General features: G+C 73.8%; 19 protein-coding genes. 12 read left to right on the top strand and 7 right to left on the bottom strand.

Going from position 1 to position 21,177, the window contains the following annotated elements; translation table 11 throughout:
* Positions 1-183 precede the first annotated feature (183 nt).
* Entirely contained in the window at positions 184-1,533 is a 1,350-nt protein-coding gene (locus APR03_RS07735; protein WP_253834347.1) for a hemolysin family protein, read from the top strand.
* Positions 1,530-2,576, top strand: a complete 1,047-nt coding sequence (locus APR03_RS07730) for a CNNM domain-containing protein (protein ID WP_253834346.1) — start codon at positions 1,530-1,532, stop codon at positions 2,574-2,576. Before APR03_RS07735 ends, APR03_RS07730 begins: the two co-directional genes overlap by 4 nt.
* Positions 2,577-2,591: 15 nt before the next feature.
* On the opposite strand, the gene APR03_RS07725 is transcribed toward APR03_RS07730, so the two are convergent.
* Positions 2,592-3,161 carry a type 1 glutamine amidotransferase domain-containing protein gene (locus tag APR03_RS07725; protein WP_253834344.1) on the bottom strand — a complete coding sequence of 190 codons (570 nt, stop codon included), beginning with the start codon at positions 3,159-3,161 and terminating at the stop codon, positions 2,592-2,594.
* 133 nt (positions 3,162-3,294) lie between these two features.
* Between APR03_RS07725 and lepA the strand changes: the two genes are divergently transcribed.
* From lepA to APR03_RS07705, 4 genes are all read left to right on the top strand, one after another.
* Positions 3,295-5,160, top strand: a complete 1,866-nt coding sequence (lepA, locus tag APR03_RS07720) for a translation elongation factor 4 (protein ID WP_275977254.1) — start codon at positions 3,295-3,297, stop codon at positions 5,158-5,160.
* The gene (gene hemW, locus APR03_RS07715) at positions 5,161-6,429 is read left to right on the top strand and encodes a radical SAM family heme chaperone HemW (protein WP_253834342.1); all 1,269 of its coding nucleotides are present in this window, start codon (positions 5,161-5,163) and stop codon (positions 6,427-6,429) included.
* A 141-nt stretch (positions 6,430-6,570) separates the two neighbouring features.
* Entirely contained in the window at positions 6,571-7,542 is a 972-nt protein-coding gene (locus tag APR03_RS07710) for a hypothetical protein (protein WP_253834340.1), read from the top strand.
* A gap of 114 nt (positions 7,543-7,656) precedes the next feature.
* Entirely contained in the window at positions 7,657-8,523 is an 867-nt protein-coding gene (locus APR03_RS07705) for a hypothetical protein (RefSeq protein ID WP_253834338.1), read from the top strand.
* An 85-nt stretch (positions 8,524-8,608) separates the two neighbouring features.
* On the opposite strand, the gene APR03_RS07700 is transcribed toward APR03_RS07705, so the two are convergent.
* The 4 genes from APR03_RS07700 to APR03_RS07685 form a co-directional block, all read right to left on the bottom strand.
* Entirely contained in the window at positions 8,609-9,088 is a 480-nt protein-coding gene (locus APR03_RS07700) for a DUF4870 domain-containing protein (RefSeq protein WP_253834336.1), read from the bottom strand.
* 24 nt (positions 9,089-9,112) lie between these two features.
* Positions 9,113-9,976, bottom strand: a complete 864-nt coding sequence (locus APR03_RS07695) for a DUF3097 domain-containing protein (protein ID WP_253834334.1) — start codon at positions 9,974-9,976, stop codon at positions 9,113-9,115.
* Complete coding sequence (locus APR03_RS07690; protein ID WP_253834332.1) at positions 9,973-12,849, bottom strand: helix-turn-helix transcriptional regulator; 2,877 nt, start codon at positions 12,847-12,849, stop codon at positions 9,973-9,975. Before APR03_RS07690 ends, APR03_RS07695 begins: the two co-directional genes overlap by 4 nt.
* A 64-nt stretch (positions 12,850-12,913) precedes the next feature.
* A complete protein-coding gene (locus tag APR03_RS07685; RefSeq protein WP_253834330.1) occupies positions 12,914-13,099 on the bottom strand; it encodes a hypothetical protein in 186 nt (61 codons plus the stop codon).
* 343 nt (positions 13,100-13,442) lie between these two features.
* On the opposite strand from APR03_RS07685, the gene hrcA reads away from it, so the two are divergent.
* The 3 genes from hrcA to APR03_RS07670 are packed head-to-tail and all read left to right on the top strand — an operon-like array spanning position 13,443 to position 16,394.
* Complete coding sequence (gene hrcA / locus APR03_RS07680) at positions 13,443-14,462, top strand: heat-inducible transcriptional repressor HrcA (protein WP_253834328.1); 1,020 nt, start codon at positions 13,443-13,445, stop codon at positions 14,460-14,462.
* A gap of 32 nt (positions 14,463-14,494) precedes the next feature.
* Positions 14,495-15,616 (top strand): molecular chaperone DnaJ, encoded by a 1,122-nt coding sequence (gene dnaJ / locus APR03_RS07675; RefSeq protein WP_253834326.1) that lies wholly within the window; start codon positions 14,495-14,497, stop codon positions 15,614-15,616.
* Positions 15,617-15,626: 10 nt separating this feature from the next.
* Positions 15,627-16,394: a 16S rRNA (uracil(1498)-N(3))-methyltransferase gene (locus APR03_RS07670; RefSeq protein WP_253834325.1), complete on the top strand. Its 768-nt coding sequence runs from the start codon at positions 15,627-15,629 to the stop codon at positions 16,392-16,394.
* A gap of 207 nt (positions 16,395-16,601) precedes the next feature.
* Here APR03_RS07670 and APR03_RS07665 read toward each other — a convergent pair whose 3' ends face one another.
* A complete protein-coding gene (locus APR03_RS07665; protein WP_253834324.1) occupies positions 16,602-17,474 on the bottom strand; it encodes an OmpA family protein in 873 nt (290 codons plus the stop codon).
* The gene (locus APR03_RS25180; RefSeq protein ID WP_253834323.1) at positions 17,471-18,979 is read right to left on the bottom strand and encodes a helix-hairpin-helix domain-containing protein; all 1,509 of its coding nucleotides are present in this window, start codon (positions 18,977-18,979) and stop codon (positions 17,471-17,473) included. The genes APR03_RS07665 and APR03_RS25180 overlap by 4 nt, the downstream gene beginning before the upstream one ends.
* 222 nt (positions 18,980-19,201) lie before the next feature.
* Here APR03_RS25180 and APR03_RS07655 point away from each other — a divergent pair, with 222 nt between their 5' ends.
* From APR03_RS07655 to ybeY, 3 genes are all read left to right on the top strand, one after another.
* Entirely contained in the window at positions 19,202-19,552 is a 351-nt protein-coding gene (locus APR03_RS07655; protein ID WP_253834322.1) for an HIT domain-containing protein, read from the top strand.
* A gap of 119 nt (positions 19,553-19,671) precedes the next feature.
* Positions 19,672-20,724 (top strand): PhoH family protein, encoded by a 1,053-nt coding sequence (locus tag APR03_RS07650; RefSeq protein ID WP_253834321.1) that lies wholly within the window; start codon positions 19,672-19,674, stop codon positions 20,722-20,724.
* Entirely contained in the window at positions 20,721-21,173 is a 453-nt protein-coding gene (gene ybeY / locus APR03_RS07645) for an rRNA maturation RNase YbeY (RefSeq protein ID WP_253834320.1), read from the top strand. Before APR03_RS07650 ends, ybeY begins: the two co-directional genes overlap by 4 nt.
* Positions 21,174-21,177 lie beyond the last annotated feature (4 nt).

Raw genomic sequence — 21,177 nt, 5'->3', positions numbered from 1 at the left:
CCCGGGTCACGCTCCGGATGACGGGTCCGGTGCCCCGTGGAACCGTAGGACCGCAGCGGTCGTTCTCCCCACGACACGACCCGCAGAACCAGAGAAGGAACCACAGCAGAACACCATGGACGCAGACAGTCATAGTCCCTGCCCAGCCGTACGCCGCAGCACCCCCGGACGGAGGTGGTGGCGTTGAGCTGGGTGATCTCCCTCCTGCTGGGCGTGCTGGTGATCCTCGCGATCACCGCCGTGACGGGCTACTTCGTGGCGCAGGAGTTCGCGTACATGGCCGTCGACCGCGCGCGCCTCGCGGCCCGCGCGGAGTCCGGGGACGCGGGTGCGCGCCGCGCGCTCGGCGTGACCCGCCGCACGAGCTTCATGCTGTCCGGGGCGCAGCTCGGCATCACCGTGACGGGCCTGCTCGTGGGCTACGTCGCCGAGCCTCTGGTCGGCGAGGCGCTGGGCGAGGCACTCGGCGGCGTCGGCGTGCCGGCCGGGACGGGCGTCGCCGTCGGCACGGTGCTGGCACTCCTGTTCTCGACGCTGGTCCAGATGCTGTTCGGCGAGCTCGTCCCGAAGAACCTCGCCATCGCACGGCCCGAGCCCGTGGCGCTCTGGCTCGCGCGCTCCACGACGGCGTACCTCGCCGTGTTCGGCTGGCTGGTCAGGGTCTTCGACGCGGCCTCCAACGGCCTCCTGCGCCTGCTGCGCATCGAGCCGGTGCACGACGTCGAGCACTCGGCGACCGTCCGCGACCTGGAGCACATCGTCGCGGACTCGCGCGCCAGCGGGGACCTGCCGGACGACCTGTCGGTGCTGCTGGACCGCGTCCTCGACTTCCCGCGCCAGGACGTGGAGCACGCCATGGTGCCGCGCTCCCGCGTCGGCGTGGTGCACAGCGGTGACGGCCTCGCGCAGGTGCGCGAGCTCATGGCCACGGGCCACTCGCGCTACCCGGTGGTGGACGACGACGGCGAGGTCACCGGCGTGGTGCACCTGACGGACCTGCTGTCGGCGCCGGCCGCGGCGAGCGTCTCCGACCTCGTGCGCCCCGCCCTCGTGCTGCCCACCTCGATGGCGCTGCCGGACGCGCTGCGGCAGCTCTCGGTGACCCGGAACCAGCTCGCGTGCGTGGTCGACGAGTACGGCGGGTTCGCCGGCGTGCTGACGGTCGAGGACCTCGCGGAGGAGCTGGTCGGCGAGATCACCGACGAGCACGACGACGAGACCGACCCGGTGACCGCGGCGTCGGACGGCATCTGGGTGATGGCCGGCGACGTGCACCTCGACGAGGTGGAGCGAGCCGTCGAGCGCGACCTGCCCGAGGGCGACCACGAGACCATCGCGGGCCTGGCCATCGCGGCCCACGGCGCCCTGCCCGTGGCGGGCGACGTGGTCGACGTCGTGCTGCCCCCGGACCCCGCCGACCTGGTGGCCGCCGAGCCGCACCCGGCCGAGGCCCTACGCATCGAGGTGCTGGAGGTGGAACGGCACGTGCCGTCCCGCGTCCGGGTCACCGTGGTCGAGGAGGAGAGCCGATGAGCAACCCCTGGGTGGTCGCCGCCGCGACCGTCGTCATCATCGCGCTCAGCGCGTTCTTCGTGGCCGTGGAGTTCGCGCTCCTGGCCGCCAAGCGGCACCGGCTGGAGGACGCCGCGCCCACGAGCCGCTCCGCCCGGGCCGCGCTGCGCAGCTCCGGCGAGCTCACCGTGCTCCTGGCGGGCTCGCAGCTCGGCATCACGGTCTGCACGCTCGCGCTCGGTGCGATCACCAAGCCCGCGGTGCACCACTGGCTCACGCCTCTGTTCGAGACGTGGGGCGCCCCCTTCTGGGCCGCCGACGTCGCCGGCTTCGCGCTGGCCCTGGTGCTGGTCACGTTCCTGCACCTGGTGGTGGGGGAGATGGCGCCCAAGTCGTGGGCGATCGCGCACCCGGAGACCAGCGCCATCATGCTGGCGCTGCCCATGCGGGCGTTCATGACGCTGACCCGGCCGGCGCTCCTCGCGCTGAACGGGGCGGCGAACTGGTGCCTGCGCCGGATCGGGGTCGAGCCCGCGGACCAGGTGGCCGCCGGCCAGGGGCCGGACGACCTGCGCCACCTGGTCGAGCACTCGGCCAGCGTCGGGGCGCTCGACGTGGCCTACTCCGACCAGCTCTCGGGGGCGCTCGACCTGCGCCGTCTGACGGTCGAGGACCTGCTGGCCGGCCACGCGGCGCCGTCCGCCGTCGGCCCGGGCGCCACGGCCGCGCACGTGCAGGAGGCGTCCCGCGCCTCCGGCCACCTGCGCATCCTCGTGCAGGACGGGCAGGGCCGGCCCGAGGGCGTGGTGCACGTGCGCGACACGCTCCTGCTGCCCGACGACGCCCCCGTGGCGGACGTCGCCCGGCCCGTCTTCGTGCTCGGGGCGGACGTGCCGCTGCACACCGCGCTGACCCGCATGCGGGAGACGGGCAACCACCTCGCCGTCGTGCCGCGGTCCGACGCCGACGGGCCGGACGGGCCCGGTGCCGACTTCGGCGTGGTCACGCTCGCCGACGTGCTGCGGCGCATCCTGCCGCGGACGGCGGCGGCCCGGCCCGCCTGACGCCGGCCGCGCCGGTCAGGACCCCGGCCGGTGCGCCTCCAGCACCGCCTCGATCTCGCGCAGGAAGTCGGGCAGGTCGTCCGGGTTGCGGGACGTGACGAGGGGGAACCCCGCGCCCGTGTCCCGGACGACCGGCTCGTCCACCCAGGTGCCGCCCGCGTTGCGCACGTCGGTGGCCAGGGACGGGTAGCTCGTGAGGCGGGCGCCGGACACCTTGCCGGCCTCCACGAGCAGCCACGGGCCGTGGCAGATGGCGGCCACGGGACGCCCGGAGGAGGCGAACGCCTCGACGACGTCCACCGCGTCCCGCTGCAGGCGCAGCGTGTCGGCGTTGATGGTGCCGCCCGGCACCAGCAGCAGGTCGAAGCCGGCCGGGTCCACCTCGGCCACGGTCGTGTCGGGCGCCACCGTCTCGCCGGGCTTCTCGTCGCCCACCAGGGTGCGGACGTCCTCGCCGGACACCGCGGCCAGGGTGACCACCGCGCCGTGGTCGCGCAGGTGGCGCAGGGGCACGATCAGCTCGTCCTGCTCCACGCCGTAGTTGGTGACGATCGCGAGCACTTGCCTACCGGTCAGGTGCGACATGGTTCTCCTCCGTCGGTCGGGGTCGCTGTCCCTCGACCGTAGGCACGCCCGTCCCCCGCTCGCACGGGACGTGGGAGAATGATGGTTGGCCCCGCCTACCCTGACCACCCCCTGACGACGGAGCGAGATCGCTTTGCCCATCCCCGGTCCCACGCTCACGGCGCGCATCCAGCCGAACGCCACCGCGCCCGAGCTGATCCGCAACTTCTGCATCATCGCGCACATCGACCACGGCAAGTCCACGCTGGCCGACCGCATGCTCCAGCTCACGGGCGTGGTCGAGGCGCGCGCCATGCGCGCGCAGTACCTGGACCGCATGGACATCGAGCGCGAGCGCGGCATCACGATCAAGTCGCAGGCCGTGCGCATGCCCTGGGAGCTGGACGGCACACCGCACGCCCTGAACATGATCGACACCCCGGGCCACGTGGACTTCACCTACGAGGTCTCCCGGTCGCTGGCCGCGTGCGAGGGCGCCGTGCTGCTGGTGGACGCCGCGCAGGGCATCGAGGCGCAGACCCTGGCCAACCTGTACCTGGCCATGGAGAACGACCTGGAGATCATCCCGGTCCTGAACAAGATCGACCTGCCCGCGGCGCAGCCCGAGAAGTACGCCGAGGAGCTGGCGAACCTGGTGGGCGGCGACCCGGACGACGTGCTCAAGGTCAGCGGCAAGACCGGCGCGGGCGTCGAGGCGCTGCTGGACCGGATCGTCGAGCGCGTCCCCGCCCCGGTGGGCGACGCCGACGCGCCCGCGCGGGCCATGATCTTCGACTCGGTCTACGACACCTACCGCGGCGTGGTCACGTACGTGCGCGTCGTGGACGGCAACCTCAACCCGCGCGAGCGCATCACGATGATGTCCACGCGGGCCAGCCACGAGCTGCTGGAGATCGGCGTCATCTCGCCGGAGCCGAACCCCACCAAGGGCCTCGGGGTCGGCGAGGTGGGCTACCTGATCACCGGCGTGAAGGACGTGCGCCAGTCCAAGGTGGGCGACACGGTCACCAACCTGGCCAAGCCGGCCACGGACGCGCTCGGCGGCTACAGCGACCCGAAGCCCATGGTCTTCTCCGGCCTGTACCCGGTCGACGGCTCGGACTACCCGGACCTGCGGGACGCGCTCGACAAGCTCAAGCTCAACGACGCCGCGCTGAACTACGAGCCGGAGACGTCGGTGGCGCTCGGCTTCGGCTTCCGCGTGGGCTTCCTCGGCCTGCTGCACCTGGAGATCGTGCGCGAGCGCCTGGAGCGCGAGTTCAACCTCGACCTCATCTCGACCGCCCCGAACGTCATCTACGACGTGACCCTGGAGGACGGCACCGAGGTCAAGGTGACCAACCCGAGCGAGTTCCCGGGCGGCAAGATCAAGGAGGTGCGGGAGCCGGTCGTCAAGGCGACCATCCTGACCCCCAGCGAGTTCGTGGGCACGGTCATGGGCCTGTGCAACGAGCGCCGCGGCGTGCAGCTCGGCATGGACTACCTGTCCGAGGACCGCGTGGAGCTGCGCTACACGCTGCCGCTGGCGGAGATCGTGTTCGACTTCTTCGACCAGCTCAAGTCGCGCACGCGCGGCTACGCCTCGCTCGACTACGAGCCCAGCGGCGAGCAGACGGCGGACCTGGTCAAGGTCGACATCCTGCTGCAGGGCGAGCAGGTCGACGCGTTCAGCGCGATCGTGCACCGCGAGAAGGCGTACGACTACGGCGTGCTCATGACGGGCAAGCTCAAGGAGATCATCCCGAGGCAGCAGTTCGAGGTGCCGATCCAGGCGGCGATCGGCGCCCGGGTGATCGCGCGCGAGACCATCCGCGCCATGCGCAAGGACGTGCTCGCCAAGTGCTACGGCGGTGACATCAGCCGCAAGCGCAAGCTGCTGGAGAAGCAGAAGGAGGGCAAGAAGCGCATGAAGAACATCGGGTCCGTCGAGGTCCCGAAGGACGCCTTCATCGCCGCGCTCTCCTCCGACTCGGCCCCCGCCAAGGACAAGAAGAAGTAGGTGCCCGCACTACCCCCTGGCGTCCCCGTCCCGGACGACGGCGCGCTGCCGGCCTGGGTGCGCCCCGCGGCCCACGTGTCCGACCGGCCGTTCGGCGTGTACGTGCACGTGCCGTTCTGCTCCGTGCGGTGCGGGTACTGCGACTTCAACACGTACACGGCCGCCGAGCTCGGCGGGGGTGCGAACCAGGCCGCCTACGCGGGCACGGCGCTGCGCGAGGTGACCCTGGCCGGGCGCGTGCTGGCCGACGCCGGCCGCGCCCCGGCCGCGGTGTCCACCGTCTTCTTCGGTGGCGGCACGCCCACGATGCTGCCCGCGCACGACCTGGCCCGCGTGCTGGACGGCGTCCGCGACACGTGGGGGCTGGCCGACGGCGCCGAGGTGACCACCGAGGCCAACCCCGACTCGGTCACGCCGGAGTCGCTGCGCGTGCTGGCCGACGCCGGGTTCACGCGCGTCTCCTTCGGCATGCAGTCCGCGGTGCCGCACGTGCTGGCCACGCTGGAGCGTACGCACGACCCGGCGCGCATCCCCGACGTCGTGCGCTGGGCGCGGGACGCCGGGCTGGACGTGTCCCTCGACCTCATCTACGGCACGCCCGGCGAGTCCCTGGCGGACTGGCGCACGAGCGTCGAGGCCGCGCTGGCGACCGGCGTGGACCACGTGTCCGCCTACGCCCTCGTGGTGGAGCCGGGCACCAAGATGGCCGCCCAGGTGCGCCGGGGCGAGGTCACCCTGCCCGACGAGGACGACCAGGCCGCGAAGTACGAGCTCGCCGACGACCTGCTCACCGCGGCGGGTCTGCGCTGGTACGAGGTGTCCAACTGGTCGCGCCCGGGTCACGAGTGCCGGCACAACGTGGGCTACTGGCGCGGCCACGACTGGTGGGGCGTGGGGCCGGGGGCACACAGCTACGTCTCGGCGGACGACGACGGCGCGCACCCCGCCGGCGTCCGCTGGTGGAACGTGAAGCACCCCCGGGCCTACGCGACCCGGCTGGAGGCCGGGCAGAGCCCCGGCGCCGGCCGCGAGCTGCTGACGGCCGCGGAGGCGCACCTGGAGCGCGTCATGCTCGGGGTCCGCCTGCGGGAGGGCCTCGACCTCGGTGTGCTGACGCCGTCGGGCCGCACGTCCGTGGCCGGCCTCGTGGCGCGCGGCCTGCTCGACGGGCCGGCCGCGGTGGGCGCGGGCGACCGCCCCGCGCGCGCCGTGCTGACGCGGCGCGGCCGCCTGCTGGCCGACGCCGTGGTGCGTGACCTGACCTCCTGACCGGCGGCGTCCGCCGGGTCCTCTTGCGGGCGAAATCGTTTGTTTGCTCCGGTGGTCGGATCGTCGTATTTTGTGCCCGTCGAGATGGACCAGCTCAGCTGGTGAGGGGGCGGCCGACGCCGCCCGGCGAGGGGCACGTGGATGAGCAGCACGGACGGCTGGACCCCGCAGGACCCGTACGGACAGCAGCAGCCCCGGCCGCAACAGCCCGAACCGTTCGACCCGTACGGTCCGCGCGACCCCTACGGCCGCCCGGCCAACCCGTACGGCCGGCCCGACTACCAGCCGCGCCCGCAGCAACCGGGTCAGGGCTACCCGCAGCAGCCCGGCCAGGGGTACCCGCCCGTCCAGCAGCCGGGCCCGGGCTTCCCGGGGTACGGCGTCCCGGAGTACCCGGCGCCACAACCCGCGGACCCCGGGCCGCGGGCGCCCGAGGAGCCGGCGACGGTCGGCCGCGCCTGGCGCTGGGGCTGGGGCGCGTTCGGTGCGAGCTGGGGCACGTGGGTGCTCATGAGCCTGCTGGTCGGCGTGGCGCAGGTCGCCGTCGTGCTGGCGTTCAGCCCCTCCACGGTGGACGCCCTCATGAACGCGACCGACCCCGAGGCCGTCGCGGCCGCCCAGGCCGCGGGCCGGACGGTCACGGCGCGCGGTATCTCGGCGGCGGGCACCGCCGTCGGGTTCCTGCTCCAGGCGCTCCTGTACGCGGGGGCGCTCGCCGCGACGCGGACGCGGTCGGTGCGGCTGCGCGACTTCTTCCTGCTGCGCGGCTTCGGCGGCCTCCTCGCCTACGCGGTGGTCACCGGGGCGCTCGGCTTCGTGGCGACCACGGTGCCCATGGTGGGCTGGCTCGTGCAGGTGGTGTTCACCCTGCTCCTGCTGCCCGTGCCCTTCCTGCTGCTCGGCGGTGCGGGCCTCGGCCGGGCGTTCGGGACCGGCGTCGGGCTGGTGCTGACGCACCTGCCGGCCGTGCTCGGGGTGTACGCGATCTTCGCAGGACTGGGCCTCGCGTCGGTCTTCACGTGCGGCCTCGGCGTGATCGTGCTCGGCCCGGCGATGCTGTTGGTGGGGGCGTATCTCGTGCAGCGGTGGACCGGTGAGCCGGTGCACGTCTGAGGTCCCCGCGCACCGCCGCCCGGAGGGCGGATGACACGCCGGTAGTTTCCGGGTGCGACGGTGCGGAGAAAGGGTGAAAGTGGTGGTCGGAGAGCCGACAACCAGGGAGCCCACATGAGCGAGAACACTCCGCAGAACCCCTACGAGCCGGGTGCGGGCGGCCCCACGCCGCCGTCCGGCCCGGCCCAGCCGCCCGCCTACGGGAGCGGGCAGCCCCCGGCCTACGGCGGCGGCCAGCCGCCCGCGTACGGTGAGTCCGGCCGGCCGCCGGCGTACGGCGGCCCGGGCGACACCTACGGCACGCAGGCCGGCGCGCCGTTCTCGGTCGGCGAGGCGCTGGGGTACGGCTGGCGCCGGTTCACGGGGAACTGGCTGTTCTGGGTGCTGTTCGTGCTGCTCACGTTCGTCGTGGGCGCGATCTTCAACGCACCCTCGTTCGGCGATCTCCAGGAGATCAACGAGGCCGCGATGCGCGGTGACATCAGCGCGAGCACGGCCGCGGGAGCGTCGGCCGGCGGTTCGTTGCTGCAGCTGATCGGGTCGCTCGTCACGTCCGTGCTCAGCGCCCTGGGCGTCAACGCGGCGCTGCGCGAGGTGTCCGGCGAGAAGGCGACGTGGGGTTCGTTGTTCAAGGTCAACAGCTTCGGCATGGTCGTCCTGGCGGCGCTCCTGCTGCTCGCCGCCAGCTTCGTGGGCGTGCTCCTGTGCGGCGTCGGCCTCATCGCCGTCGCGATCTTCTCGGTGTTCACCTATCACAACGTCGTCGACCGGAACCTCAACGCGTGGGAGGCCTTCACCACCTCGTTCCGCCAGGTGGGGCAGAACTTCGGCGCCGTGTTCCTGCTGGAGCTCGCCGTCCTGGGCATCAACATCGTCGGCACGCTCGTGTGCCTGATCGGTCTCCTGGTGACCATCCCGCTGACCACGATCGCGGTGGCCTACGCCTTCCGCCGCCTGACCGGCGGCCCGGTCGCGGCCTGACCCCCGCGCGAACCACCCGCACGAACGACGACGCGCCTGCCCGCCGGTCCACCCGGCGGCAGGCGCGTCGTGGTCCGAGGCGCGACTACTTGATGAAGCGAATGTTCACCGGGTAGCGGTACGGCTCGCCCCGGTTGTTGGCGACGGCGGCCAGGATCTGGAACACGATCGCCGCGATGAACACGACGTAGACGATCCCGCCGATGCCGAACGTGACCAAGGTGATGATCACGGCCGCGACCTGTGCGACGACGAGCGTGATCTGGAAGTTCAGGGACTCCTTCGCCTCCTGGTCCACGAACCGGCTGCGGTCCCGGAAGACCAGCCAGATCACCAGGGGGGCGATGAAGCTCATGACGAACGGGCCGACGTGGGCGAAGATCGACCACATGCGCTCGTCGGACGGCGTGAGCGGCTGCGGCTGGTACGCGCCGGGGGCCGGGTAGGGCTGGCCCGCGTAGGGCGACGGGCCGGGCTGCGGGGTCCCGTAGGCGGGACCCGGCTGGGGCTGTGACGGCTGGCCGGGCTGCTGGGGCGGCTCCGGCTGCTGTGTGTTCTCGGACATGGGCTCAACCGTAGAGGCTGGACCTCACGACTCGGTCACGAAATCGATAAGTTCCTCCACCCGACCGAGCAGGGCGGGGTCGAGGTCGCGGAAGTCCCGGACCGTGCCGAGGATGCGCTGCCAGCCGCGGGCGACGTCCGCCTGTGTCTGCGCAGGCCAGCCGAGGGACCGCAGGATGCCGAGCTTCCACTCCGTGCCCCGCTCGATCACGGGCCAGCGCTCCAGCCCCAGGCGCTCGGCGCGGACCGCCTGCCACACGTCCACGTAGGGGTGACCGAGCACCAGCACCGTGCCGGCCGGCACCCCGCGGAGGGCCTCGTCGGCCAGCCGCTGCTCCTTCGACCCCGGGACCAGGTGGTCCACGAGCACGCCGACACGGCGGCCGGGCTCGGGCCCGAACTCCGCGAGGCGCTCGGCGAGGTGGTCCACGCCGTCGAGCATCTCGACCACGACGCCCTCGATGCGCAGGTCGTCGCCCCACACCTTCTCGACGAGCTCGGCGTCGTGCCTGCCCTCCACCCAGATGCGGCTGCCGCGCGCGACGCGCGCCCGGGCGCCGTGCACCGCCACGGAACCGGAGGCCGTGCGGGCGGGCGGCGCGGGGGCGCGCTGCGTCACGGGCGCGGTCAGCACCACGGGCTTGCCCTCCACCCAGAAACCCGGGCCGAGGGGGAAGGAGCGGGTGCGGCCCCGCCGGTCCTCCAGGACCACGAGGTGCATGCCGCCCGACTTCTCCACCCGGACGACGGCGCCCACCCAGCCGGTCTCGACCTCCTCGACCACGAGCCCGAGCTCGGCGGGCACGGGCTGGGACGTCGGGCGCCGCCCGCGCTGCGCGCCGGGGAACTCGGGGGACAGCACGTCGGAGCCATACCGGTCGTCAGTCACCGGAGGAGAGTAGATCGCAGCGCCGCCTCGGTGCGGGTCGCCACGCCCAGCTTGCGCAGGATCGCCGAGACGTGCACCGACACGGTCTTGGCCGAGATGAACAACCGCTCGGCGATCTGCCCGTTGGTCAGGCCCTCGGCCACGAGGTCCAGCACCTGCCGCTCGCGGGCGGTGAGCGCGTCCGCCCCGGCCGCCGACGGCGCGCCGCCCGGCGGCGGTCCGCCGGCCCGCGCGGCGAGCCCCGCCCGCTCCGCGAGGCCCCGCGCGCGCCCGGCCACGAGGCCCGCCCCGATCCGGTCCGCCTCGGTGGCCGCCGACTCCAGCGCCTGGCCCGCGGCAGTGCGCTCGCCGGCCTCCAGGAGCCGCCCGCCCTCGCGCAGCAGCGCGTACGGCCGCAGGTGCGCCGGGCCGGGCAGCTCCGCGACGGCGGCCCACGGCCCGGTGCCGAGCTCGGCCTCGACCACCGCGGACCACACGGGGAACGTGGGCCAGCCGGCGTACGCCGCCAGCGCCGCCCGGTACGGGCCGTCGTCCGCTCCCAGCAGCGCCACCGCCCGGGCGGCGACCGCGAGCCGCGGCAGGTCGTAGGCCGGGATGTGCGGCTCGTGCGGGTCCACCACGCTCGCGACGTGCCCCAGCGCCGCCGCCGGATCGTCCCGGAGCAACGCCAGCTCGGCCCGGGTCACCGCGACCCGGCCGCGGATCTGCGCCTCCAGCCGCCCGAACCGGTCCCAGGACGACGCCCGGCGCCGCGCCTCCGCCTGCGCCCGCTCCACCTGCCCCTGCCACAGCGCGAGCCACGTCAGGCGCTCGCTGAGATAGACCGCGTACACGCTCTCGTGCACCAGCGGCAGCGCACGCTCGTACCAGGCGGCGGCCTCCGCCCACCGGCCGAGCCCGATCCGGGCCTCGGCGACGTTGCCCTCGAGCATGAGGCGCGACCCCTCCGACGCACCGTGCCGCCGCGCCTCGACGATGCCCTCCTCGGCGATCCGTACCGCGCCGGCCCAGTCGCCCGTCGTGAGCAGGGCGTCGGACCCGTTGATGTAGTAGCGGCTCAGGCCCTGCCACGCCCCGTCCGCGGCGTCCCGACCGCGCTCGACCTCGACGAACCCGCCGGTGTCGCCGCGCTGGATACGGCTCATGCCGAGCAGGTTCAGCGCCACCGACCGCAGCTCGTCGCTGCCGACCGCAGCCGCGGTCTCGTAGGCGGCGGTCGCGGCCTCGACCCCCTCGCGGGTGTGGCCGTCGAGCATCGCGCGGCGGGCCCGGAGCACGAGGAGCTGGGCCCGCACCGTGTCGTCCCGGCCCGGTTCCACGAGGGCGAGGGCTCGGTCGATGAGCTCGGCGCCCTCGTCCGACCCGGCGTGCCCGGCGATGAGCGCGGTGTCGGACAGCATCCGGGCGAGCCCGACCTGGTCGTCGGCGGGCCACTCCTCGATCGCCTGGTGCGCCACCGCCAGGGCGCGTGCGGTGCGGGTGGCGCCGCGCAGCGCCTCGGCGACGGTGCGGAGCAGCTCGTGGTGGGACAGGCCCGCGACGTCCTCGGCGTCGGGCACCTGCTCCCAGAGCTCGAGGGCCCGCTCGCCCAGCGAGACCGCCGAGACCGAGGCGGCCTCGGCGGCGGCCGCGCGGTGGCCGGCGACGGCGGCGGCCAGCGCCCGGTCGGGCACGCCCGCGCGCCACCAGTGGTCGGCGATCCGGGACAGCCGCGCGACCGAGCGGGTGCCCGCAACGGTGGTCGGCTCGAGCGTCCGGGCGTAGGCGGCGTGCAGCCGACGGCGCTCGCCCGGCAGCAGCTCGGCGTACACGGCCTCCTGCACCAGGGCGTGCCGGAACGCGTAGCCGGTCTCGGTGGCCACCAGCACCTGGGCGTCCACGGCCTCGCGGGCGGTCTCCTCACGTGTGGCGCCGGCGGGGGCACCCTGCACCTCGTCCAGCACGGCGTCGAGCACGTCGTGCGCCACCCGGGGTCCGTCGGCAGCGGCCACGCGGCACAGGGCCTGGGCCCCGTGGCTCAGGTTCCAGTAGCGCAGCAGCAGGATGTCGCGCAGCGTCCCGGGCAGGTCGGTGCCGAGGAACCCGACCAGCTCCTCGACGTAGAACGGCACGCCCTCGCTCCGGTCGGTCAGGTCGGCGAGCAGGTCGTGGTCGAGCGTGCCGGGTCCCGTGCCGGGTCCCGCGCCGGCGGACGTGTCGAGCAGGTCCTGCGCCATCTCGCGCACCTCGTCGGCGCCGAGACGGTCGAGGTCGAGCCGCGTGACGAGCCGGGCGCGGCCCAGCTCGGCCATGACCGCGCGCAGCGGGTGGGCGCGGCCGACGTCGTCGCTGCGGTAGGTGAGCAACAGCAGGAGGCCGGCCGGCGCGGTCCGTGCGAGGCGGACGGCGGTGGCGCGCGTGATGTCGTCCGACCAGTGCAGGTCCTCCAGGACCACGACCACCGGACCCCGGGCGGCGAGCGCCGTGAGCAGGTCGGTGAGCACCTCGGGGACGCGGTCGGCGCCGGTCGTGTCGGCGCCGGGGGCGCCGTCGTGCGCGAAGAGGTGGGGTGCCACCGCGGTGAGGGCGCCGGACGCCGGCCCGGCGGCGGTGGCGAGGGCCTCGGCGCCCACGGCCTGCACGGCGGCGTGCAGCAGGCCGGTGAGGGCGGCGTAGGGGACGGGGCCCGACCCGGAGTCGGCGCACTGGCCGGCGAGCACGGTGGCGCCGTCGGCCCGGGCGGCGAGCTCGTCGAGCAGGCGGGTCTTGCCGATGCCGGCCTCGCCCGCGACCACGACGGTGCGGTGGGTGCCGGCGCGGGCGTCGTCGAGGGCGGTGGTCAGCTCGCCGAGCTCCTGGGCTCGGCCCACCAGGCGGGCGCGGGGGACCGGCATGGGGTCATCGTCCCATGCCGGTCGCCGTCGTCCGCGGGTCATCGCCGCTCGTCCCGGGCCCGGGTCAGGCGATCCGGGCGCGGGCCGGGCGGGTCGTGCGGGCCCGGGCGGCGCGGTCTGCGGCGCGCCGCTCGGTGGCCTGCCGGCGGGCGGCGTCCCGCTGCTCACGGGCGACGCGGGCCTGCTCGGCGCGGTGGTCGAGCTCCTGCTCGTGCCGGCGGTACTCGGTGTAGTCGGAAAAGCCGAACATGGTGGTCCTCCTCCTCGCCGGCCCCGTGCCGGCAGTGACTCCAGGTTCGTCGCTGAGGTGGGGCGGGCGGATCGGGCGGTCGCCGCATCTTTCGGGGCGGGTCCGCGGGTGCCGGCGGGGGTGCCTAAGGCATCGCCCTAGGCACCCGCGCGCCGGGGCCTCAGGGCGCGGCCCGGGACGGCCGCGGTGGGTGGGCACTGGGTACGCCGAGAGCCGAGCGCGGGTCGGGGACTTGGCGGCTGGCGTGCGCCGCGTAGGATTGGCACTCGGCCGGTGAGAGTGCTGGAGCGGGCAGGAAACCGGACGCAGGTCCTGGACGTTCTACTGGACGGAGGTGAGCGCGATGAGCGAGGAACGCAGGCTCGACGTCTTGCGGGCGATCGTGGAGGACTATGTCCGCACGCGGGAGCCCGTCGGTTCGCGCATACTCACCGAGCGGCACAAGCTCGGCGTCTCCCCGGCCACCGTGCGCAACGACATGGCGGCCCTCGAGGAGGCCGGGCTCATCGCCCAGCCGCACACCTCCGCCGGGCGCATCCCCACGGACAAGGGCTACCGGCTGTTCGTGGACCAGCTGGCCGAGGTGCGGCCGCTGACCGTGCCCCAGAAGCGGGCCATCGAGACCTTCCTGTCCGAGGCGGTCGACCTGGACGACGTCGTGGCGCGCGCGGGGCGGCTCATCGCTCAGCTCACGGGCCAGGTCGCCGTCGTGCAGTACCCGTCGCTGCGCCGGTCCGGGCTGCGCCACCTCGAGCTGGTGCCGACCGCGGAGGGGCGCCTCCTCGTCGTCGTCATCACGGACACGGGCCGCGTGGAGCAGCGCTTCCTGGACGTGCCGGTGAACCTCGACGACTGGACGCTCGGCGACCTGCGTGCCCGCTTCAACGCGGCGGCCGCGGGCCACCGGCTCACCGAGATCGGCACCGCGTTCGCGCGGCTCACGGAGGCGATGCCCGAGGAGCAGCGGGCGCTGGCCACCGCGGTCGCGGAGGTCGTCACGGCGGCGCTGGCCGAGGAGAGCGAGGAACGCATCGTGCTGACGGGCCAGGCCAACCTGGCACGTTCCGGCATGCGGTTCGAACAGGGCCTGCGCCCCGTGCTCGAGGCGCTCGAGGAGCAGGTGGTCCTGCTCGGCCTGCTCACCGAGATGTCCGACGAGGCCGGTGTGGCCGTCAGCATCGGCCACGAGAACCGGGTGGCGGGCCTGTCGGAGACGTCCGTGGTCACCTCCGGCTACGGCTCCTCGGACGGCGACAGCGTCGCCATCCTGAGCTCGATCGGCCCCACCCGCATGGACTACCCGGGGACCATCGCCGCGGTGCGCGCCGTCGCGCGCTACCTGTCGCGTGTGCTGCCCGGCTGACAAACTCACCTCATCATCACGAAGAGAGACCTGTGACCGACTACTACGAGATCCTCGGTGTCCCGCGCGACGCCTCGCCCGAGCAGATCAAGAAGGCATACCGCAAGCTGGCCCGTGAGCTGCACCCGGACGTGGCGGGGGAGGCGGGCGAGGAGCGGTTCAAGGACGTCGCTCGCGCCTACGAGGTGCTCTCCAACGCGGACAAGCGCCAGCAGTACGACATGGGCGTGGACCCCACCGCCCCCGGCGGTGGCGCCGGCGGCGGGTTCGGGGCCGGGTTCGGCTTCCAGGACATCTTCGAGACGTTCTTCGGCGGCGGTCAGCCCTCGGGCCCCGTCCCGCGCGCACGGCGCGGCAACGACGCGCTGGTGCGCCTCGACATCGAGCTCGGCGAGGCCGTGTTCGGCGCCAAGCGCGAGATCCAGGTGGACACCGCCGTGGTGTGCAACACCTGTGGCGGCGACGGCGCTCGGCCGGGTACGCACGCCCGCACGTGCGACGTCTGCCACGGGCGCGGCTCGGTGCAGCGCGTGGCCCGCTCGTTCCTGGGCCAGGTCATGACGAACCAGCCGTGCTCCGCCTGCGGCGGCTTCGGCACCGTCATCCCCGAGCCGTGCACCGACTGCGCGGGCGAGGGCCGCGTGCGGTCGCGCCGCACCATCGCCGTCAACGTGCCCGCGGGCGTCGACACCGGCACGCGCATCAAGCTCTCCGCGCAGGGTGAGGTGGGCCCCGGCGGCGGCCCCGCCGGCGACCTGTACGTCGAGATCCGCGAGCGCGCCCACGACACGTTCGTGCGGCGCGGCGACGAGCTGCACTGCACCCTGCAGGTGCCGATGACGGCGGCCGCGCTCGGCACCGTCCTCGAGCTCGACACCCTGGACGGGCTCCAGGAGATCGACCTGCGCCCCGGCACGCAGCCCGGCCAGGTCGTGACGCTCAAGGGGCTCGGCGTGGGCCACCTGCACTCCGCGGGACGCGGCGACCTCAACGTGCACATCGAGGTCCAGGTGCCCACGGCCCTCGACGAGGAGCAGACCGCGCTGCTGCAGCAGCTCGCGACGCTGCGCGGCGAGGAACGCCCCGAGTCGCGGCTCGCGTCGGTGCAGGGCGGCGTGTTCTCGCGCCTGCGCGACAAGCTCAGCGGCCGCTGACCGCGGACCCATGAGCGCACCGGTCTTTCTCGCGGACGCGTCCGTCGCCCACCCGCTGGCGGGGTACGCGCCCGGTTCGGTCTACGTGCTCGACGGCGCGGAGGGCCGGCACGCCGGCGTGGTCCAGCGCCGCGGGCCGGGCGAGCGCATCGACGTGGTCGACGGCGCGGGCGTGCGCCTGCGGACCGTCGTCGAGTCGGTCGACGGAGCCGGTGTGCACCTGCGGGTCGAGGACGTCGAGGTGGAGCCGGAGCCCGCCGTCGTCGTCACGCTCGTGCAGGCGCTCGCCAAGGGCGACCGCGACGAGATGGCGATCGAGGCGGCCACCGAGGTCGGGGCGGACGCCGTCCTGCCCTGGCAGGCCGAACGCTCCGTGGTGGTCTGGCGCGGAGACCGCGCCGCCCGGTCACGGGCGCGCTGGGTCAGCACGGTGCGCGCCGCCACGAAGCAGGCGCGCCGCGCGCGGATGCCGTCCGTCGGCACGGCGCTGAGCACCAAGCAGCTCGCCGCGCGGGCGCGTGAGGTGGTCGAGGCGGGCGGCGTGGTCACCGTGCTGCACGAGGAGGCGTCCACGCCGCTCGCCGACGTGCCCCTGCCCGAGGCGGGGGAGCTGCTCGTCGTGGTGGGCCCCGAGGGCGGGATCTCGGACGGTGAGGTCGCGGCGCTCACAGAGGCGGGGGCGGTCACGGCGCGCCTCGGCCCGCACGTGCTGCGCACGTCGACGGCGGGCCCGGTGGCGATCGCGCTCCTCAGCGCCCGCCTGGGCCGCTGGTCCTGAGTCTCTGGTTACCGACCCCGCCGAGATCTGGCGTCCGCACGGGTCGGCCCCGCTGAGATCTGGTGCCTGCGCCGGTCGGCCGTGCTGAGATCTGGTGCTGTTCCCCCGAGATCTGGGGTTGACGCCGAGATCTGGTGGTGCACGACCAGATCTCGACGTGAACCCCAGATCTCGGCGGGGAGACGCCAGATCTCGGCGGGGAGCGGGTCAGGGGCGGACCAGGAACTCCACGCGGCGGTTCTTCTCCAGGTCCGCGTACGTCGTCGGCACCACGAGCGGCTCGGACTCGCCGTAGCCCTTCGACGTCAGCCGGTCCGGGTCCACGCCCAGCTCCACGAGCCGGTCGAGCACGGCCTGCGCACGGCGCTCGCTGAGGCGCTGGTTGTGCTTCTCGGTGCCGAGCGAGTCGGTGTGGCCCTCGATGCGGACCTCGACCTCCGGATGCTCCTCGAGCACCTCGGCGGCCTCCCGCACCACACGCCGGCCGTCCTTGGTCAGCCGGGCGCTGTCCGTGACGAACGTGATGTTCGGGATCTCCACGAGATCCTCCTGGGCCGCCTTGCGCTCCGTGCGGGTCGGCTTCCGCTTCGGCTCGTCGTCGGACGGCGGCTCGGTCGCGTCGGTCTCCCCGTCGGCCGCGGTCTCCTCGGCGTCGGTCGTGTCGCCGGAACGGGAGTCCTCGGGCTCCCCGGTCGGCTCGGCATCCGCGGTCGGCTCCGGCTCCGCCGTCGCCTCGGCTTCGTCCTCGGCCGAGAGGGACTCGTCGCTCGCGCCGGCCCCGCCGTCCGCCTCCACGAGACCGGACGGGCCGTACGCCACCGCCGTGCGGATGCCCGTGACGCCGCTGACGACGTCGGCCGCCGCCAGTGCGTCGCCGTCCGAGCCGGCCGTCACGTCCGCGTCGCGGCCCGTGACGTCCACCCGCACCCCGTCGAGACCGGCCGCGGCGAGCGCCTCCTGCGAGCTCGCGGTCAGCGTGTCCTCGATGTGCTCCCGGAAACCGGTGTTCTGCACGGCCGAGATGGCGCCGAGCCCCAGCGCCACCGCGATCACCGGCGGCAGGACCACGCGCAGGTTCACGCCTTCACCCCGGCCTGCGGCTCGGTGTCACCCTCGGCGTCCGCGACCTTGGCCTCGTCGGCGGCGAGGGCGGCGGCCTTGGCCTCGGCGCCCTCGATCTCGTCGACGTCGGCGTAGTCCACGTCCTCGACGAACTTCGCGCGCCGCTCCTGCCCGCCGACCAGGTAGTCCTGGTACTCCTGCAGGCCGTCCTCGTCGCCGTCGACCAGGTACTGGGCCTGGTCCGCCCAGCTCGTGGCCGCCGGGGCGAACGTGATGCCGGCGGTGGCGAGGGCGTCCCGGAGGTCGGCCTCCGACGCCGCGGCGATCTTCGCGTAGGTCGTGTAGCCGGCCGCCTTGAGCGCCGCCTCGATCTTGGGGCCGATGCCCTCGATGCGCTGGAGGTCCTGCGGCTCGGGCTCGGGCTCCGGCTCGGCGGCCTCGGCCGCGGCGGCCTCCGCCTCGTCGGCGGCGAGGGCGGCGGCCTTGGCCTCGGCGCCCTCGATCTCGTCGACGTCGGCGTAGTCGACGTTCTCGTTGAACTTCGCGCGCCGCTCCTGCCCGCCGATCAGGTAGTCCTGGTACTCCTGGAGGCCGTCGGCGTCGTGGTCGACGAGGTACTGGGCCTGGTCGGCCCACGTGCTCGCCGACGGCGCGAACTTGATGCCCTGGCTCGCGACGGCCTGCCGCAGCTCGTCCTCGGTCGCGCCGGCGATGCGGGCGTAGGACCCGTAGCCGGCGGCCGCCAGCGCCGCGGCGATCTTGGGGCCGATGCCCTCGATGCGCTGCAGGTCGTCCTGGGGCTCGGCCTCGGCCGCGGCCTCGACGGGTGCCTCGGTGGTGTCGGAGGCGACGGTCTCCTCCGCCCCGGCGCTCGCGGCCAGATCGGTCGCCTGCGCCGCGGCGTTCGCCTCCGCCGCCGCGCGGGCGACGGCCTCCGCCTCGGCGACGACGTCAGACTCGGCCGCCGTGACCTCCGCCTCCGCCGTGTCGCCCGCCGTGTCGTCCGCGGGGACGTCCGCCGTGCCGGAGTCGGTCACCGTGCCCGCGTCGGCGGCGTGCGCCCCGTCCGTGGTGTCGCCGTCCGCGGTCCCCGCCGCGTCCCCGGTCGAGCCCTCGGCCGAGCCGTCGCGTGCCGCCTCGTCGCCCGCCGGGTCGCCCGTGGTCGACGCCGCCGGCGCCTCCTCGGCCGGTGCGTCCTGCGCGGCGGCGTCCGTACGGGTGCTCGTCCGGTCGTCGTCGGACGGCTCGGCGGCGGCCGCCGCCGTCGTACCGGCCGCCGTACCCGCCGCGACCGCGAGGGCCTGCACGGGCGCGGCCTCGTCGGCGGCCGTGCCGTCCGCGGAAGAGTCCTCCGCGGAGGCGCCCCCGGTCCTGCCCGTCCCGCGCGCCGCCTCCTTCTCCGCGGTGTGCTTGCCCTTGGCGCGGTGGCCCCAGACGAGCCAGCCGATCCAGATGCCGATCGCGAGGCCGACCAGGGCCGCGACGACGATGAATGCGAGCGATTGGGTGATGAACCAACCCACGCGAACCTCCAGGTGAATGCTGCTGTGTGTGGTGTGCGGACGACGACTGGACCGGCTCGCCTCGACCACGGTGAAATGGGTCGGATTACGCCAATCTCCATCGAACGCGGCAAACTCTCCCACATCCCTTTCACGGAGGCATTTCCGCCCGGGTAACGGTCTGGGAAACCCGGCAGGGCGCCCCTGCGGGCGGGTGCCCGGGGCCGCCGGTAGCCTGCCGCCATGACGAGTACCGACAGTCCGGACTGCCTCTTCTGCAAGATCGTGGCGGGCGACCTCCCCGCGGACGTCGTGGCGTCGTCGGACAGCGCCGTCGCGTTCCGCGACATCGCGCCCAAGGCCCCCGTCCACGTGCTCGTGGTGCCCAAGGAGCACTACCCGGACGTGCCGGCGCTCGCGGCCTCGGACCCCGCGGGCCTGGCCGCCGTGGTCGCGCTGGCCGACGGCGTGGCGAGCGAGCTCGCCGACGGTCAGTACCGCCTGGTCTTCAACACGGGGCCGAAGGCCGGGCAGTCGGTCTTCCACGTGCACGCGCACCTGCTGGCCGGCGGCGAGCTGCCCGGGTTCGCCTGAGGCGAAGACACGGGCGAACCCTGTGGAAAGTCCGTGGCGCAGCCCTGCCGGGTCGATAGGATGAGAGCTGTCGTCATCCCTACCGCACGAAGGAGCGGATCGGCCCGCCGGGCCGGCTCATGACAACTTCGCCCAGCACACAGTCCCAGACCCGGATCGAGCACAAGATCGTCGTCCCGGCCCACATCCCGACGGTCGCGCTCCTCGGGAGCCGGGACTCGGTGCTGCGGGCCGTCGAGGAGGGCTTCCCCGGAGTCAACGTCCACGCTCGCGGCAACGAGATAGCGGTGAACGGACCCGCGGGCGACGTCGCCCTGGTCACGCAGCTGCTCGACGAGCTGATCGAGGTCGTCGAGGCGGGCACCCAGCTCACCCCCGAGGTCGTCAAGCGCTCGGTGGCCATGCTGAGCGACGCGTCGGCGTCGCGGCCCGCCGAGGTGCTCACGTTCAACATCCTGTCCAACCGGGGTCGCACCATCCGGCCCAAGACGGTGGGGCAGAAGGCGTACGTCGACGCCATCGACTCCAACACGATCACGTTCGGCATCGGCCCTGCCGGTACCGGCAAGACCTACCTCGCCATGGCCAAGGCCGTCCAGGCGCTGCAGGCCAAGCAGATCAACCGGATCATCCTCACGCGCCCCGCCGTCGAGGCCGGCGAGCGGCTCGGGTTCCTGCCCGGCTCGCTGTCCGAGAAGATCGACCCGTACCTGCGCCCGCTGTACGACGCGCTGCACGACATGGTCGACCCCGAGCAGGTGCCCAAGCTCATCGAGGCGGGCACCATCGAGGTCGCACCGCTGGCGTACATGCGCGGCCGTTCGCTGAACGACTCGTTCATCGTGCTCGACGAGGCGCAGAACACCTCGACCGAGCAGATGAAGATGTTCCTGACCCGCCTGGGCTTCGGCTCCAAGATGGTCATCACGGGCGACGCCACGCAGGTCGACCTGCCCGGCGGCACCCAGTCCGGCCTCCGGGTCGTGGAGGACATCCTGCTCGGCGTGGACGACGTCGAGTTCTGCCGCCTCACGTCGTCCGACGTGGTGCGGCACCGTCTGGTCAGCGACATCATCGACGCGTACGCACGGTGGGACGTCGTCGCGGGCGGTCAGCGCCCTGGCCGTCAGCCGCAGGACCACCGTCCGGGGAGCAAGAGGCAGCGCCGGTGAGCATCGAGGTCAACAACGAGTCCGGGTTCGAGGTCGACGAGGCGGAGTTCGCCGCGCTCGGCCGGTACGTGCTGGACGCCATGCGGGTGCACCCGCAGTCGGAGCTGTCGATCATCTTCGTCGACACCACCGTCATGTCCGACCTGCACGTGCAGTGGATGGACGAGCCCGGCCCCACCGACGTCCTGTCGTTCCCGATGGACGAGCTGCGCCCCGGGCGCGACGGCGAGGTCACCCCCGCGGGCACGCTCGGCGACATCGTGCTGTGCCCCGAGGTCGCCGTCACCCAGGCCAAGGCCGCCGGCCACTCCACGACCGAGGAGCTCCTGCTCCTCACCACGCACGGCATCCTCCACCTGCTCGGCTACGACCACGCCGAGCCGGAGGAGGAGAAGGAGATGTTCACGCTGCAGCGCAAGCTTCTCCTGACCTTCCTCGCCACCCGGTGACCGG

Origin of the sequence: Promicromonospora thailandica (assembly GCF_024171955.1) — a bacterium.
Classification (GTDB): domain Bacteria; phylum Actinomycetota; class Actinomycetes; order Actinomycetales; family Cellulomonadaceae; genus Promicromonospora; species Promicromonospora thailandica.
This window is presented reverse-complemented; position numbering and strand designations above follow the sequence as displayed.

Coding starts and splice junctions, on each gene's coding strand:
- APR03_RS07655 (WP_253834322.1), top strand. CDS start 19,202: ATGACGAGTACCGACAGTCCGGACTGCCTCTTCTGCAAGATCGTGGCG.
- APR03_RS07650 (WP_253834321.1), top strand. CDS start 19,672: ATGACAACTTCGCCCAGCACACAGTCCCAGACCCGGATCGAGCACAAG.
- APR03_RS07725 (WP_253834344.1), bottom strand. CDS start 3,161: ATGTCGCACCTGACCGGTAGGCAAGTGCTCGCGATCGTCACCAACTAC.
- APR03_RS07700 (WP_253834336.1), bottom strand. CDS start 9,088: ATGTCCGAGAACACACAGCAGCCGGAGCCGCCCCAGCAGCCCGGCCAG.
- APR03_RS07685 (WP_253834330.1), bottom strand. CDS start 13,099: ATGTTCGGCTTTTCCGACTACACCGAGTACCGCCGGCACGAGCAGGAG.
- APR03_RS07710 (WP_253834340.1), top strand. CDS start 6,571: ATGAGCAGCACGGACGGCTGGACCCCGCAGGACCCGTACGGACAGCAG.
- APR03_RS07730 (WP_253834346.1), top strand. CDS start 1,530: ATGAGCAACCCCTGGGTGGTCGCCGCCGCGACCGTCGTCATCATCGCG.
- hrcA (WP_253834328.1), top strand. CDS start 13,443: ATGAGCGAGGAACGCAGGCTCGACGTCTTGCGGGCGATCGTGGAGGAC.
- APR03_RS07670 (WP_253834325.1), top strand. CDS start 15,627: ATGAGCGCACCGGTCTTTCTCGCGGACGCGTCCGTCGCCCACCCGCTG.
- APR03_RS07690 (WP_253834332.1), bottom strand. CDS start 12,849: ATGCCGGTCCCCCGCGCCCGCCTGGTGGGCCGAGCCCAGGAGCTCGGC.
- APR03_RS07705 (WP_253834338.1), top strand. CDS start 7,657: ATGAGCGAGAACACTCCGCAGAACCCCTACGAGCCGGGTGCGGGCGGC.